Here is a 15,067-nt window from a genome sequence, read left to right as displayed (position 1 = left end):
GAGAACGCACATGGTTGAATTCGCCCTGCCCCCCAATTCGCGGGTCCAGCCCGGCAAGGTCTACAAGGCCGTCGGCGCCAAGAACGTCAAGGTCTTCAAGATCTACCGCTATGACCCCGATTCCAACGCCAACCCGCGGCTCGACAGCTACGAGATCGATCTCGACGCCTGCGGCCCGATGGTCCTGGACGCCCTGCTGAAGATCAAGAACGAGATCGACTCGACCTTGACCTTCCGCCGCTCGTGCCGTGAAGGCATCTGCGGGTCGTGCGCCATGAACATCGACGGCACCAACACCCTGGCTTGCCTCAAGCCCATCGAGGACATCAAGGGTGACGCGGCGGTCTATCCGCTGCCGCACATGCCGGTGGTCAAGGACCTGATCCCCGACCTGACCCTGCCCTACGCCCAGTTGGCCTCCATCAAGCCCTGGATGCAGACCCAGACCGCGCCCCCGCCCGACGGCGAGCGCCTGCAGAGCCCGGAGGAGCGCGAGAAGCTCGACGGGTTGTGGGAATGCATCCTGTGCTTCTGCTGCCAGACCAGCTGCCCCAGCTACTGGTGGAACGGCGACCGCTACCTGGGCCCGTCGGTGCTGCTGCAGGCCGCCCGCTGGATTCTCGACTCCCGCGACGAGATGACCGGCGAGCGTCTGGATGATCTTGAAGACCCCTTCAAGCTCTATCGCTGCCACACCATCATGAACTGCACCAAGACCTGCCCCAAGGGCCTCAACCCGGCCAAGGCGATCGGTGCCATCAAGGAAAAGATCATGGAGCGCCGCGTCTGACGCGGCCTTTCATCGGTCAAGCGATTAGAGCGGCGCGCCTCAAATATGAGGCGCGCCGCTCCAGCGCCCGTTGAGGGCGCGGCCAAGGGCGCGGAAGCGCCCGCCCGGCGAGGGAAAATGATAAGGCCTATAGCGTGATGCACATTTTGGGCATCACGCTATAAGGGGCGGTTCCCGATGGGAACCGCCCCTTTTTCCGTTCCTATTCCCCGGTCTGTCCCCGGCTGTCCGTCCGGCGTTCGCGTTGCCAGGCACTGACCTGGGAACTGGAAAACGGATTCACCAGGGTTCCATTGGCCATGCGCATGTCCGGATCGTAGCAGTAATAGTTGGCCTGATGGGGTGTCGTGAAGCGGCATTGCCACCGGTTATCCGTATCGAGGATGGCCCTCAGGCCATAGACTTCGCACGCCTCGGCGGCCAGCCGGTCCCGTTCGGCCCGGGGGGTGTCGCTGTCGTAGCAGACGGTGACCCGCCCGTCATACCCGGGCAGTTTCTGCTTCTTGATGGATCGCACCATCTCGCGGCGGTCGACGAAGGCTTCGTCCGACGAACAGCCGCCGACCAAGGTCACAAGGATGGCAATTGCGGCATAGCGAAAGGTATGCATCGGAGGGGCCCATGAAAACCGGTGGGGTCAACCCCAATGTTTAAACCAACGGCCCGGTTTTGGAAACATTCCTGCGCCAGGGACGTTGTCACTGGAACCGTGCGGGGCTATTCTCGGGGAAATGGCGTCTACCCCTGGGGTGGGAAAGAGGAGTAGGTCTATGTCCGACGGCAAGAAATTCCGGCTGGTTACCCGCAGCGACTTCGACGGTCTGGTCTGCGCGGTGCTGCTGAAGCAGCTCGATCTTATCGATGATATTAAATTCGTGCATCCCAAGGACATGCAGGACGGCATCATCGAGATCGGACCGAAGGACATCACCACCAACCTGCCCTATGTGGAGGGTGTGCATATCGCCTTCGACCACCACCTGTCCGAGACCATCCGGGTGGGTAAGAAGGAAAACCACATCATCGAGGCCGAGGCCCCCTCGGCGGCCCGCGTGGTCTATAACTACTATGGCGGCGCCAAGGTCTTTCCGGCCGCCTGGAACGAGATGATGGCGGCGGTGGACCAGGGCGATTCCGCCCAGTACTCGCTGGAAGAGATTCTCGACCCCGCCGGCTGGACCCTGCTGAACTACATCATGGACGCCCGCACCGGCCTTGGCCGCTTCCGGGAATTCCGGGTGTCCAACTACCAGCTGATGATGGACCTGATCGATTACTGCCGGAACCACAACATCGATCAGATCCTGGCCCTGCCCGACGTCAAGGAACGGACCGACATCTATTTCGAGCACGCCGAGAAGTTCAAGGACCAGATCAAGCGCTGCTCCACCGTCCACAAGAATCTGGTGGTGCTGGACCTGCGCGGCGAGGAGACTATTTTCGCCGGCAACCGCTTCATGATCTACGCGCTCTACCCGGAGACCAACATCTCCATCCATGTGTTGTGGGGCGTCAAGAAGCAGAACACCGTCTTCGCCATCGGCAAGTCCATCGTCAACCGCTCGTCCAGGACCAATGTGGGCGAGCTGTGCCTGAAGTACGGCGGCGGCGGCCACGCCAACGCCGGCACCTGCCAGGTGGACAACGCCGTGTGCGACAAGGCGATGGGCGACATCATCGCCAAGATCACCGCCGACGGCTGAGCGGCCGGACATCCAAGACCGGGCGGGAGGCGACTCCCGCCCGCTTTCGTTTCGGGAGCCCCACTTTTATTTCGGGAGCACAACGTCACCATGGGCGAAGGCCCCCTGTTCTCCTACCGCGCCAAGGTCCAGAACGGCGAGGTCCGACCCGACGTCGCCCAGGAGCTGGCCATGGAGAAGCTGCAAAGCCTCCATCACGCCCTGGCACGCTATCGCCCGGCGCTCGGCGAAACCGGCTGGCTGGCCCGCTTCGGCCTGAAGAAGGCGGCGCCGGCCTCCGCCTGGACCTGGGGCGGCGGCGATCTGGCCGCCCAGGCGGCGCCCAAGCACGGCCTGTACATCTTCGGCGAGGTGGGGCGCGGCAAGTCCATGCTGATGGACCTGTTCTTCCAGACCGCCTCCATACCGGGCAAGAAGCGCGTGCACTTCCACGAGTTCATGCGCGACATCCACGCCGATATCCACAAATGGCGCCAGACGCCGTCGCGCGGCGATGCCGATCCCATCCCCAAGCTGGCCCGCGCCATCGCGTCGGAGGCCTGGCTGCTCTGTCTCGACGAGTTGCAGGTCACCGACATCGCCGACGCCATGATCGTCGGCCGCCTGTTCAAATGCCTGATGGACGACGGCGTGGTGGTGGTGATCACCTCCAACCGCCCCCCCGGCGACCTCTACAAGGACGGCCTCCAGCGCGACCGCTTCGTCCCGTTCATCCGGCTGATCGAGGACAAGCTCGACATCTTGGAGCTGAACTCGGAGCGCGACTACCGCCTGGGCCGCAAGCGCGGCCTGCAGGTCTATCACGCGCCGCTTTCCGAGGAGGCGGAGAACGCCCTGGAACTGGCCTTCGCCCGCCTGACCGAGGGAACCAGCACCAATCCCCACACCATCGAGGTCAACGGACGCCAATTGCGCGTGCCCCTGGCCGGCGCCGGGGTGGCGCGCTTCTCGTTCTCCCAGTTGTGCGGCACGGCGCTCGGCCCCAGCGACTACCTGGCCCTGGCGGGGCGCTACCACACCCTGGTGCTGTCGGACATTCCCCTGCTGTCGCCGGCCAACAAGGACGAGGCCCGGCGCTTCGTCACCCTGATCGACGCGCTCTACGAACACAAGGTGACCCTGATCTGCTCGGCCGCCGCCCCGCCCGAGACCCTCTACCCCGAGGGCGTCGGCGCCTTCGAGTTCCAGCGCACCGTATCCCGCCTGATGGAGATGCAGGCCGAGGACTACGTGATGCGAGAGCATCTGGGGTAGGCGGCCGTTGCGGCGCGGCATCGCCCACCCCACCCCCGAGGGTAGCCAATAACCCCTTCCGGGTAGGCTATCTTTGAACGAGTCCAAAGGATTACGGCCTTGGTCCTACCGCTTCCCGGCCAGTGTTCGGAAATCCCAAGGTTTCCCGGCGGGGCGGCTTTGCGTGCGCCGCATGCCAATCCACTTGCCCTTGGGCGCGAATCGAGTTACCTAAGCCCCCCAGGCCATTTTTGCGCGCGCGGCGCGCCCCACCCGTTCGTCTAGAACCATCTCATCGAATTCGAGGGAACTCCATCCATGGCACGCAAGAAGATCGCTCTCGTAGGGTCCGGCAACATCGGCGGCACGCTCGCCCACCTGATCGGCCTCAAGGAACTGGGTGATGTCGTCATGTTCGACATCGCCGAGGGCATCCCCCAGGGCAAGGGTCTCGACATCCTCGAGTCCACCCCGGTCGAGGGCGTGGACTGCCGCTATTCCGGCGCCAACGACTACTCGGCGATCAAGGGCGCCGACGTGGTGATCGTCACCGCCGGCGTGCCCAGGAAGCCCGGCATGAGCCGCGACGATCTGGTCGGCATCAACCTGAAGGTGATGGCCGCCGTCGGCGAGGGCATCAAGAAGAACTGCCCCGGCGCCTTCGTGATCTGCATCACCAACCCGCTGGACGTGATGGTCTGGGCGCTGCAGCACTATTCGGGCGTGCCCGCCAACATGATCGTCGGCATGGCCGGCGTGCTTGATTCGGCCCGCTTCCGCACCTTCCTGTGCGAAGAGTTCAACGTTTCGGTCGAGGACGTCACCGCCTTCGTGCTGGGCGGCCACGGCGACACCATGGTCCCGCTGGTCCGTTACTCCACCGTCGCCGGCATCCCGCTGCCCGACCTGGTGAAGATGGGCTGGACCACCCAGGAGAAGCTCGACCAGATCGTGCAGCGCACCCGTGACGGCGGCGCCGAGATCGTCAACCTGCTGAAGACCGGCTCGGCCTACTATGCCCCCGCCGCCTCCGGCGTGGCCATGGCCGAAGCCTATCTGAAGGACAAGAAGCGCGTCCTGCCCGTCGCCACCCTAGTCAAGGGCGGCACCTACGGCCAGCCCGACGACGTGTTCGTCGGCGTGCCGGTGGTGATCGGCGAAGGCGGCGTGGAGCGCATCGTCGAGATCGAGCTGAACGCCGCCGAGCAGGCCGAGTTCAACAAGTCGGCCGACGCCGTTCGCGGTCTGGTCAAGGTCGCCAAGGGCCTGATGGGCTAATCGACAAGACACTCAAGGGGAGCGAAACCCGATGAATATTCATGAGTATCAGGGCAAGCAGGTGCTGGCCAAGTACGGCGTCGCCGTACTGAAGGGCGGCGTCGCCTACACCCCCGACGAGGCGGTGTCGGTTGCCAAGGAACTGGGCGGCCCGGTGTGGGTCGTGAAGTCGCAGATTCACGCCGGTGGCCGTGGCGCCGGTCGTTTCAAGAACGACCCCCAGGGGAAGGGCGGCGTCCGCGTCGTCAAGTCCATCGACGAGGTCAAGGCCAACGTCGAGCAGATGCTGGGCCAGATCCTGGTCACCAAGCAGACCGGCCCGGCCGGTAAGGAAGTCAAGCGCGTCTACATCGAGCAGGGCTGCGACATCAAGCGCGAGCTGTACCTGTCCATGCTGATCGACCGCGCCACCTGCCGCGTCACCATCGTCGCCTCCACCGAGGGCGGCATGGAGATCGAGGAAGTGGCCCATAACCACCCCGAGAAGATCCTGAAGGTCGCCATCGACCCGGTCGAAGGCTTCCAGCAGTACCACGGCCGCCAGATCGCTTTTGGCCTGGGCCTCGAGGGCAAGCAGGTCAACACCGCCGTCAAGTTCATCGGCGCCCTGTACAAGGCCTTCATGGACCTGGACTGCTCCATCGTCGAGATCAACCCGCTGGTGGTCACCGGCGCCGGTGAGCTGGTCGCCCTGGACGCCAAGGTCAATTTCGACGACAACGCGCTGTTCCGTCACAAGGACATCGAAGAGCTGCGTGACGAGTCGGAAGAAGATCCGGCCGAGCTCGAAGCCGCCCGCCACAGCCTGAACTACATCAAGCTGGACGGCCAGATCGGCTGCATGGTCAACGGTGCCGGTCTCGCCATGGCCACCATGGACATCATCAAGCTGTACGGCGCCGAGCCGGCCAACTTCCTCGATGTCGGCGGCGGCGCCACCAAGGAGCGCGTCACCACCGCCTTCAAGCTGATCCTGTCGGACCCCAACGTCGAAGGCATCCTGGTCAACATCTTCGGCGGCATCATGCGCTGCGACGTCATCGCCGAAGGCGTTGTCGCCGCCGCCCGTGAAGTTTCGCTGAATGTCCCGCTGGTGGTTCGCCTCGAAGGCACCAACGTCGAGCTGGGCAAGAAGATCATGGCTCAGTCCGGCCTGCCGATCATCGCGGCCGATAATCTTGCCGATGCCGCCGAGAAGGTGGTGAAGGCCGTGAAGGAGGCTGCATAAAAATGGCCGTTCTCGTTAATTCCAACACGAAGGTCATCTGCCAGGGCTTCACTGGCGCCCAGGGCACCTTCCACTCCGAGCAGGCCATCGCCTATGGCACCAAGATGGTTGGCGGCGTCACCCCCGGTAAGGGCGGCACCACCCACCTGGACCTGCCGGTGTTCAACACCGTCGCCGAGGCCAAGGCCAAGACCGGCTGCAACGCGTCCGTGATCTACGTGCCGCCGCCGTTCGCCGCCGACGCCATCCTGGAAGCCATCGACGCCGAGATCGAGCTGGCCGTCTGCATCACCGAGGGTATCCCGGTGGCCGACATGCTGGCCGTCAAGCGCGCCCTGCAGGGCTCCAAGACCCGCCTGATCGGCCCGAACTGCCCGGGCGTCATCACGCCTGGCGAGTGCAAGATCGGCATCATGCCCGGCCACATCCACATGCGTGGCAAGATCGGCATCGTGTCCCGTTCGGGCACCCTGACCTACGAAGCGGTGGCGCAGACCACCGCCACCGGTCTGGGCCAGACCACCTGCATCGGCATCGGCGGTGACCCGATCAACGGCACCAACTTCGTCGACAGCCTGGAGCTTTTCCTGGCCGACCCCGAGACCCAGGCGATCATCATGATCGGCGAAATCGGCGGCGACGCCGAGGTTCAGGGCGCCGAGCTGCTGAAGCGCTCCAAGATCAAGAAGCCGACCGTCGGCTTCATCGCCGGCCGTACCGCTCCGCCCGGCCGCCGCATGGGCCATGCCGGTGCGGTGATCTCGGGCGGCAACGACACCGCCGACTTCAAGGTGGAAGCCCTGAAGTCCGCCGGTATCGCCGTCGCCGACTCGCCCGCTTCGCTGGGCTCGACCATGGTGAAGCTCCTCAAGGGCTAAACCGCTTAGTACCAAACGGTCCGGCGCGTCGCCGGAGCGCCGGACCGCCGGTGCGCCGGACCGTTTTTAATAATAATAAAAAAGCAGTTTGCGCCGTAAATGAGCGGCGCCCGGCGGCGCCGCCCGGCCCAAGCACGAAAGGGACGCGGGCTAGAACCTGCGTCGAATCCCGAACATGACAAAGCAGTTCGACGAATCGTCCTTTCTGAGCGGTGGCAACGCCGTCTTCATCGCCGAGCTTTACGCCCGCTACCTGGAAGATCCGGCTTCGGTCGATTCCTCGTGGGTCTCCTTCTTCCAGGACTTGAAGGATGACGGCTCGCAGCTGGTGCAGGACTTCAAGGGCACCGCCAACGCCAGACGCGACGTCAAAATCATTGGCGCCGTCGACCCGGAGGCCGCCGCAGCAGCAGCGGCCGCCGCCAAGAAGGGGGCCAAGGACGGAGCCAAGGGCACGGCCGCCCCAGCCGCCGATCCCGCCGCCATCCGCCAGGGCCAGATCGATTCGATCCGCGCCCTGATGCTGATCCGCTCGTACCGCGTGCGCGGCCATCTGATGGCCCAGCTCGACCCGCTGGGTCTGACCAAGCGCGAGCAGCACCCCGAGCTGGATTACCGCACCTATGGCTTCACCGATGCCGATCTCGACCGCGAGATTTTCATCGACCACGTGCTGGGCCTGGAAAGCGCCACGCTCAGGACCATCGTGCGCATCGTGCAGGAAACCTACTGTTCGTGCATCGGCGTCGAGTTCATGCACATCCAGGACCCGGACCAGAAGGCCTGGATTCAAAAGCGCATCGAGTCGATCCACAACCGCACCGACTTCACGCCGCGCGGCAAGACCGCCATCCTGGAGCGCCTGACCGAGGCCGAGGGCTTCGAGCGTTTCCTGCAGATGAAGTACACCGGCACCAAGCGCTTCGGCCTCGAGGGTGGCGAGAGCGTCATTCCGGCGCTGGAGCAGATCCTGAAGCGCGGCTCGCAGCTGGGCGTCGACGAAGTGGTGCTGGGCATGGCCCACCGCGGCCGTCTCAACGTGCTGGCCAACTTCATGAAGAAGCCCTACCAGGCCATCTTCTCGGAGTTCCAGGGCAACGCCGCCAACCCGGAAGACGTCCAGGGCTCGGGCGACGTGAAGTATCACCTCGGCACCTCCGCCGACCGTGACTTCGACGGCAAGGTGGTCCACCTGTCGCTGATGCCCAATCCCAGCCACCTGGAAGTGGTCGGCCCGCTGGTGGTCGGCAAGGTGCGCGCCAAGCAGACCCAGTTCGGCGATACCGAGCGCAAGCGGGTGATGGGCATCATCCTGCACGGCGACGCCGCCTTCGCCGGCCAGGGCGTGGTGCCCGAGGTGATGTTGCTGTCGCAGCTCAAGGGCTATGCCACCGGCGGCACCATGCACATTATCGTCAACAACCAGATCGGCTTCACCACCGCGCCGCAATACTCGCGTTCCGGCCCTTATTCGTCGGACGTGGCCAAGGGCTTCCAGGCCCCGGTGTTCCACGTCAACGGCGACGACCCGGAAGCGGTGGTGCACGTGACCCGCATCGCCACCGAATACCGCCAGGAATTCGGCGCCGACGTGGTGATCGACATGGTCTGCTATCGCCGCCACGGCCATAACGAATCGGACGAGCCGGCCTTCACCCAGCCGCAGATGTACCGCAAGATCGCCAGCCACCCGACCACCCGCGCGCTCTATTCCGAGAAGCTGGTGGCCGAGGGCACCATCTCGCGCTACGAAGCCGATGCCATTTTCGCCAACTTCCAGGCTCGCCTCGAGCAGGACTACGAAGCGGCCAAGAGCTTCAAGGTCAACAAGGCCGACTGGCTGGAAGGCAAGTGGCAGGGACTGGTGCAGTTGTCCGAGGAAGAGGAGTTCCGCGAGGAAAAGACCGGCGTCACCGCCGAGACCCTCAAGGAAGTGGGCCATGCCCTGGCCCGCACTCCCGACGGCTTCAACGTCAACCGCAAGATCATCCGCCAGCTCGCCGCCAAGAAGGAAATGGTGGATTCGGGCGAGGGTATCGACTGGGCGACCGCCGAGGCCCTGGCCTTCGGCACCCTGCTGGTGGAGGGCAACCCGGTCCGCCTGTCGGGCCAGGATTGCGGACGCGGCACCTTCTCGCAGCGCCACTGCCGTCTGACCGATCAGGAGACCGAGGAGCGCGTCGAGCCCCTCAACGCCATCCGTCCGGGCAATCAGGCCTATTTCGAGGTCATGGATTCGCCGCTGTCGGAAGAGGCGGTGCTGGGCTTCGAGTACGGCTATTCCCAGGCGGAACCCAACACGCTGACCCTGTGGGAAGGCCAGTTCGGCGACTTCGCCAACGGCGCCCAGGTGATCATCGACCAGTTCATCAACTCGGGCGAGTCCAAGTGGCTGCGCATGTCGGGTCTGGTGATGCTGCTGCCCCACGGCTATGAAGGCCAGGGGCCGGAGCATTCCTCGGCCCGCTGGGAGCGCTACCTCCAGCTCTCCGCCGAGGACAACTGGCAGGTCTGCAACATCACCACGCCGGCCAACTACTTCCACGCGCTCCGCCGTCAGCTGCGCCGCAACTTCAGGAAGCCGCTGATCATCATGACGCCGAAGTCGTTGCTGCGTCACAAGCTGTGCGTCTCCAAGCTGGACGACCTGACCACCGGGTCCCGCTTCCGCCGCGTGCTGCCCGAGGTCGAGACGCTGGTGGCCGACGCCAAGGTCCGCCGGGTGCTGCTGTGCTCGGGCAAGGTCTATTACGACCTGCTGGAGGAACGCACCAAGCGCGGCCTCAAGGACGTGGCCATCATCCGCGTCGAGCAGCTTTATCCCTGGCCCAAGGACACCATCAAGGCCCAGCTGGCCCGCTATCCCAACGCCGAGTTGCTGTGGGTGCAGGAAGAGCCGGCCAACATGGGTCCGTGGACCTTCGTCGACCGCCGTGTCGAGTTCATCTGCGAGGAACTCGACATCAAGGCGAAGAAGGCCCTGTACTGCGGACGCCGCGCCGCCGCGTCGCCCGCCACCGGCCTGTACAAGACCCACGTGGCCGAACAGGAATGGATCACCAGCATGGCGCTGACCGGTGAACTGGTCACCCTGCCCCAGCCGTTCCGCCGCGCCTCCAAGCTCTCCCGTCTGACCGCCTAGAAAGAGGGAAATCAATAATGTCCACCGAAATCAAGGTGCCCACCCTGGGCGAGTCCGTCACCGAAGCCACCGTCGCCAAGTGGTTCAAGAACGTGGGCGACGCCGTCCGCGCCGATGAGCCGCTGGTCGAGCTGGAGACCGACAAGGTCACCGTCGAGGTCAATGCCCCCTCCGCCGGCACCCTGGTCGACATCGTGGCCGCCGCCGGCGTCACCGTGGAAGTCGGCGCCCTGCTGGGCGTGCTGGGCGCCGCCGGTGCCGCCGTGGCCGCTGCTCCGGCCGCCGCCAAGGCCGCCGCTCCGGCCCCGGCCGCTCCCGCCGCCGCCCCGGCCGCGGCAGGCGTCATGCCCTCGGCCAAGAAGATCGCCGCCGATGCCGGCATCGACACCGGCGCCATCGCCGGCACCGGCAAGGACGGCCGGGTGACCAAGGGCGACGTGCTGGCCGCCGCTTCGGCCCCCGCCGCCGCCCCGGCCCCGGCCCCGGCTAAGCCCGCCGCTTCGTCCGGCCCGCGCGCCAAGGCCGATTGCGAGGAGCGGGTCAAGATGACCCGCCTCAGGAAGACCATCGCCGGCCGCCTGAAGGAGGCCCAGAACACCGCCGCCATGCTGACCACCTTCAACGAGGTGGACATGGGCGCGCTGTTCGACCTCAGGAACCAGTACAAGGACCAGTTCGAGAAGCGCCACGGCGTCAAGCTGGGCTTCATGTCCTTCTTCGTGAAGGCCTGTGTCGCCGCGCTCAAGGACTGGCCGGCGGTCAACGCCGAGATCGACGGCGATGATCTGGTCTACAAGAAGTACTACGACATCGGCGTGGCCGTGGGCACGCCTCAAGGGTTGGTGGTGCCGGTGCTGCGCGGTGCGGACGCCCTGTCCTTCGCCGGCGTCGAGCAGGGCATCGCCGCCCTGGGCAAGAAGGCCCGCGACGGCAAGCTGTCCATGGAGGACCTCTCCGGCGGCACCTTCACCATCTCCAACGGCGGCGTCTACGGTTCGCTGATGAGCACCCCCATCCTCAATACGCCCCAGTCGGGCATCCTGGGGATGCACAAGGTGCAGCAGCGTCCCATGGTCATGCCCGATGGCAAGATCGAGGCGCGCCCGATGATGTACCTGGCGCTCTCCTACGACCACCGCATCATCGACGGCCGCGAGGCGGTGTCGTTCCTGGTGCGCGTCAAGGAGTGCATCGAGGACCCGCAGCGCATCCTGCTGGAAATGTAGGATCAGCCATAACAGCCGTCATGGCCGGACTTGATCCGGCCATCCATGGACCCCCGGGCCAAGCCCGGGGGTGACGCCCTATCAGGGGGATAGACCCATGTCCGAGAACTCCTTCGACGTCGTCATCATCGGCGGTGGCCCCGGCGGCTACGTCGCCGCCATCCGCGCCGCCCAGTTGGGCCTCAAGACCGCCTGCGTCGAGAAGCGCGGCTCGCTCGGCGGCACCTGCCTCAACGTCGGCTGCATCCCGTCCAAGGCGTTGCTGACCGCGTCCCACCACTACCACGCCGCCGCCCACCAGTTCGGCTCGTTCGGCATCAAGGTGGCCAAGGTGGAGATGGACGTGGCCGGCATGCAGGCCCACAAGGACAAGGTGGTGGCCGACAACACCAAGGGCATCGAGTTCCTGTTCAAGAAGAACAAGGTGACCTACATCGTCGGCGCCGGCGCCATCACCGCCCCGGGCCAGATCGAGATCACCGCCAAGGACGGCGCCAAGTCCACCGTCGCCGCCAAGCACATCGTCATCGCCACCGGTTCCGATGTCACTCCGCTGCCCGGCGTGACCATTGACGAGGAGGTGATCGTCTCGTCCACCGGAGCGCTGGCCCTGCCCAAGACGCCGAAGCACATGGTGGTGATCGGCGGCGGCGTCATCGGCCTGGAGCTGGGCACCGTCTGGGGCCGCCTGGGCGCCAAGGTCACCGTGGTCGAATTCCTCGACCGCATCCTGCCGTTCAACGACGGCGAGGTGTCCAAGCAGATGCAGCGTCTGCTCGCCAAGCAGGGCATGGAGTTCAAGCTGGGCACCAAGGTCACCGGCATCGCCAGGTCGGGCAAGAAGGCCACCGTCACGGTGGAGCCCGCCGCCGGTGGGGCGGCCGAGAAGATCGAGGCCGATTGCGTGCTGGTCGCCATCGGCCGCAAGCCCTACACCGACGGTCTGGGCCTGGATAAGGTCGGCGTGGCGCAGGACAAGCGCGGCTTCGTCCAGATCGACGGCCATTTCCGCACCAACGTGCCCGGCATCTACGCCATCGGCGACGTGGTCGGCGGCGCCATGCTGGCCCACAAGGCCGAGGAAGAGGGCGTCGCCCTGGCCGAGATCCTGGCCGGTCAGCACGGCCACGTGAACTACGAGGCCATCCCGGCGGTGGTCTACACCTGGCCGGAAGTGGCTTCGGTGGGCAAGACCGAGGAGCAGTTGAAGGCCGAGGGCATCGCCTACAAGGCCGGCAAGTTCCCCTTCACCGCCAATGGCCGCGCGCGGTCCATGAACGAGGTCGACGGCTTCGTCAAGGTCCTGGCCTGCGCCACCACCGATAAGGTCCTGGGCGCCCACATCGTCGGCCCCAACGCCGGCGACCTGATCGCCGAAGTGGTGCTTGCCATGGAATTCGGCGCCGCCGCCGAAGACATCGCGCGCACCTGCCACGCCCATCCGGGCCTGGGCGAAGCGGTCAAGGAAGCCTGCCTCGCCGTCGACGGCCGCCCGCTGCACACGTAGTTCTTTCGTTTCCCGAACGGAAAAGGGCGCCCCCAGCGGGCGCCCTTTTTTGTTGCGGGGAAAGAAGGACGGGGCGAAGGGAGTGTCCTTCCGTCGCGCGCCCCTATTCCTCCTGCGGGTCGCCCCGCATGAACGCGGCGAAGGCGGCGTCGAAGGTCAGGATGTGGTCGCACAGCCAGCGCCGCAGCAGATCGACCAGTTCCTCGGCCACGTAATCCGGGCCGGAGGTCATCAGGCGCTCGATCAGCACGTCCAACTGGAAGATCAGGTATTCGTGGTCGTAGCGGTGAGCTTCACGCTCGGGATAATCGGCGCGATCCATTTTGTTCTGCTCGCGCGCGAAGTGCTCTCCGGTGAACAGGCACAGATCGGCGACCGCCTGGGTCACCATGTCGGCCCCCAGCCGGGCCGTCGAGAAGACCTGATTCATCAGGGCAAACATCTCGCGATGGTCGTCGTCTTCCGTTTCCATATCGAGCAGAAGATCATCCGACCACTCGATCTTCTCGTTCCCCCATGAAACAATCCGATTCGAGGCCATATGACAGGTACTCCCTCGCCTGACGGCACCCAAGGCGCATCCCCGGCGCCTTCGGGTACGGTATACACCCGATGCGTGAATTGATACGGACCAAAAGTCATGGGTCATTGTGATAAATAACCCACCGTCCATAGGCGCCAAGGCTGTCTTTTGCCTGTGCACCGCCGAGGTGCTGACCATGGTGGGCGTCTTCGCCTTCCCCGCCCTGCTGCCCGCCTTCGTGGCCGAATGGGGGTTGTCCAATACCGAGGCGGGGTGGATTTCCGGCGTGCTGTTCGCCGGCTATACGATGGCGGTGCCGGTCCTGACCACGCTGACCGACCGCATGGACGCCAGACGGGTCTACCTGTTCGGCGCCCTGGTGGCCGGAATCTCCGGCCTGCTCTACGCCTTCATGGCGGAAGGCTTCTGGTCGGCGCTGGCCCTGCGCTTCGCGGCCGGAGTGGGGTTGGCCGGCACCTACATGCCGGGACTGAAGGCCCTGGTCGACCGCACCAGCGGGCCGCAGCAGGCCCGCTGGATCAGCTTCTACACCGCCTCTTTCTCGCTGGGCACCAGCGGCTCGTTCATGGTCATCGGCACCGTTGCCGAGATATGGGGATGGAAGGCCGCCTTCACCCTGGCCGGCGCCTGCGCCCTGGCCGGCTTTGTCCTGGTCCTGGCGCTGCTGGAGCGGGCCGAGCCCATCGCCCCCGCCCAGCCGGTCAATCCCTTCGACTTCGGTCCGGTATTCCGCAACCGCGCCGCCATGGGCTATGTCCTGGGCTATGCCGCCCATGTGTGGGAGCTGTTCGGGGCGCGCTCGTGGATGGTGGCCTTCCTCGCCTGGGTGCTGGCGAGCCAGCCGGGGGCCGGCGGCCCCTCGCCCACCACCACCGCCACCATCGGCGCCCTGCTGGCCATGGCCGCGTCGCTGCTGGGCGCCGACCTCGCCCTGCGCTTCGATCGCCGCCGGGTCTGCGCCCTCGCCATGCTGTCCTCGGCCGCCCTGGCGGCGGTGATCGGCTTCCTGGGCGGCCTGCCCTATGGCGTCGTCGTCGGGCTGATGCTGCTCTACAACGTGCTGATCCAGATCGATTCGGCGGCGCTCACCACCGGGGCGGTGATGGCCGCCCAGCCGGAGCGGCGCGGCGCCACCATCGCCATCCACTCGCTGCTGGGCTTCGGCGCCGGCTTCATCGGGCCGCTGGCCTTCGGCATGGTGCTGGACCTGGGCGGCGGCGGGACCTCGCCGGCCTGGGGCCTGGCCTTCGCCTCCCTGGCGGTGGTGGCGGGGCTGGGGCCGCTGGCGTTGCGGCTCAGATGACCCGCAGGATCATCACTCCGCCGCCATTCTCACGGTAGACCAGCCGCCAGGGCAGGCCGGGCAGCGACAGTTCCCTGGTGCCGGGAGCGGTCCCACTCCGCCCCCGCTCGGGGAAGTCGCCCAGGCAATCGGCGGACTCGGCGATCAGCCGGCCGACCCGCCTGGCGGCGTCGGCGGCCAGACCGCCGCGCAGCCGGAACAGGTCGGTCAACGCCGCATCGGACCAGCGGGTCAT

At 65.8% G+C, this 15,067-nt stretch carries 13 protein-coding genes; 10 read left to right on the top strand and 3 right to left on the bottom strand.

Annotated features, from left to right (window positions below):
- Window positions 1–10: 10 nt before the first annotated feature.
- A complete protein-coding gene (locus CP958_RS15930; protein ID WP_096703216.1) occupies window positions 11–790 on the top strand; it encodes a succinate dehydrogenase iron-sulfur subunit in 780 nt (259 codons plus the stop codon).
- 202 nt (window positions 791–992) lie between these two features.
- On the opposite strand, the gene CP958_RS15925 is transcribed toward CP958_RS15930, so the two are convergent.
- The gene (locus tag CP958_RS15925; RefSeq protein WP_096703215.1) at window positions 993–1,400 is read right to left on the bottom strand and encodes a hypothetical protein; all 408 of its coding nucleotides are present in this window, start codon (window positions 1,398–1,400) and stop codon (window positions 993–995) included.
- Between the two features lie 160 nt (window positions 1,401–1,560).
- Between CP958_RS15925 and CP958_RS15920 the strand changes: the two genes are divergently transcribed.
- The 8 genes from CP958_RS15920 (at window position 1,561) to lpdA (ending at window position 12,985) form a co-directional block, all read left to right on the top strand.
- The gene (locus tag CP958_RS15920) at window positions 1,561–2,493 is read left to right on the top strand and encodes an exopolyphosphatase (protein WP_096703214.1); all 933 of its coding nucleotides are present in this window, start codon (window positions 1,561–1,563) and stop codon (window positions 2,491–2,493) included.
- A gap of 90 nt (window positions 2,494–2,583) precedes the next feature.
- Entirely contained in the window at window positions 2,584–3,747 is a 1,164-nt protein-coding gene (gene zapE, locus CP958_RS15915) for a cell division protein ZapE (protein ID WP_096703213.1), read from the top strand.
- A 297-nt stretch (window positions 3,748–4,044) separates the two neighbouring features.
- A complete protein-coding gene (mdh, locus tag CP958_RS15910) occupies window positions 4,045–5,004 on the top strand; it encodes a malate dehydrogenase (RefSeq protein WP_096703212.1) in 960 nt (319 codons plus the stop codon).
- 31 nt (window positions 5,005–5,035) lie between these two features.
- Window positions 5,036–6,232, top strand: coding sequence for an ADP-forming succinate--CoA ligase subunit beta (sucC, locus tag CP958_RS15905; RefSeq protein ID WP_096703211.1), 1,197 nt, complete (start codon window positions 5,036–5,038; stop codon window positions 6,230–6,232).
- A gap of 2 nt (window positions 6,233–6,234) precedes the next feature.
- The gene (gene sucD / locus CP958_RS15900; protein ID WP_011386313.1) at window positions 6,235–7,110 is read left to right on the top strand and encodes a succinate--CoA ligase subunit alpha; all 876 of its coding nucleotides are present in this window, start codon (window positions 6,235–6,237) and stop codon (window positions 7,108–7,110) included.
- A 175-nt stretch (window positions 7,111–7,285) separates the two neighbouring features.
- Window positions 7,286–10,252 (top strand): 2-oxoglutarate dehydrogenase E1 component, encoded by a 2,967-nt coding sequence (locus CP958_RS15895; RefSeq protein WP_096703210.1) that lies wholly within the window; start codon window positions 7,286–7,288, stop codon window positions 10,250–10,252.
- Window positions 10,253–10,269: 17 nt separating this feature from the next.
- Window positions 10,270–11,478, top strand: a complete 1,209-nt coding sequence (odhB, locus tag CP958_RS15890) for a 2-oxoglutarate dehydrogenase complex dihydrolipoyllysine-residue succinyltransferase (protein ID WP_096703209.1) — start codon at window positions 10,270–10,272, stop codon at window positions 11,476–11,478.
- Between the two features lie 97 nt (window positions 11,479–11,575).
- Window positions 11,576–12,985, top strand: a complete 1,410-nt coding sequence (lpdA, locus tag CP958_RS15885; protein ID WP_096703208.1) for a dihydrolipoyl dehydrogenase — start codon at window positions 11,576–11,578, stop codon at window positions 12,983–12,985.
- A 103-nt stretch (window positions 12,986–13,088) separates the two neighbouring features.
- Here lpdA and CP958_RS15880 read toward each other — a convergent pair whose 3' ends face one another.
- Window positions 13,089–13,526 (bottom strand): hemerythrin family protein, encoded by a 438-nt coding sequence (locus CP958_RS15880; RefSeq protein ID WP_096703207.1) that lies wholly within the window; start codon window positions 13,524–13,526, stop codon window positions 13,089–13,091.
- A 109-nt stretch (window positions 13,527–13,635) separates the two neighbouring features.
- Here CP958_RS15880 and CP958_RS15875 point away from each other — a divergent pair, with 109 nt between their 5' ends.
- Entirely contained in the window at window positions 13,636–14,832 is a 1,197-nt protein-coding gene (locus tag CP958_RS15875; protein ID WP_242442936.1) for an MFS transporter, read from the top strand.
- Here CP958_RS15875 and CP958_RS15870 read toward each other — a convergent pair.
- Window positions 14,825–15,067, bottom strand: a complete 243-nt coding sequence (locus CP958_RS15870) for a type II toxin-antitoxin system RelE/ParE family toxin (protein WP_096703206.1) — start codon at window positions 15,065–15,067, stop codon at window positions 14,825–14,827. The two genes, CP958_RS15875 and CP958_RS15870, sit on opposite strands and share 8 nt — an antisense overlap.

This window comes from Magnetospirillum sp. 15-1 (assembly GCF_900184795.1).
Lineage (GTDB): Bacteria > Pseudomonadota > Alphaproteobacteria > Rhodospirillales > Magnetospirillaceae > Phaeospirillum.
Note: the sequence above shows the minus strand (reverse complement) of the source record. Positions and strands in the feature narration are given on the sequence as shown.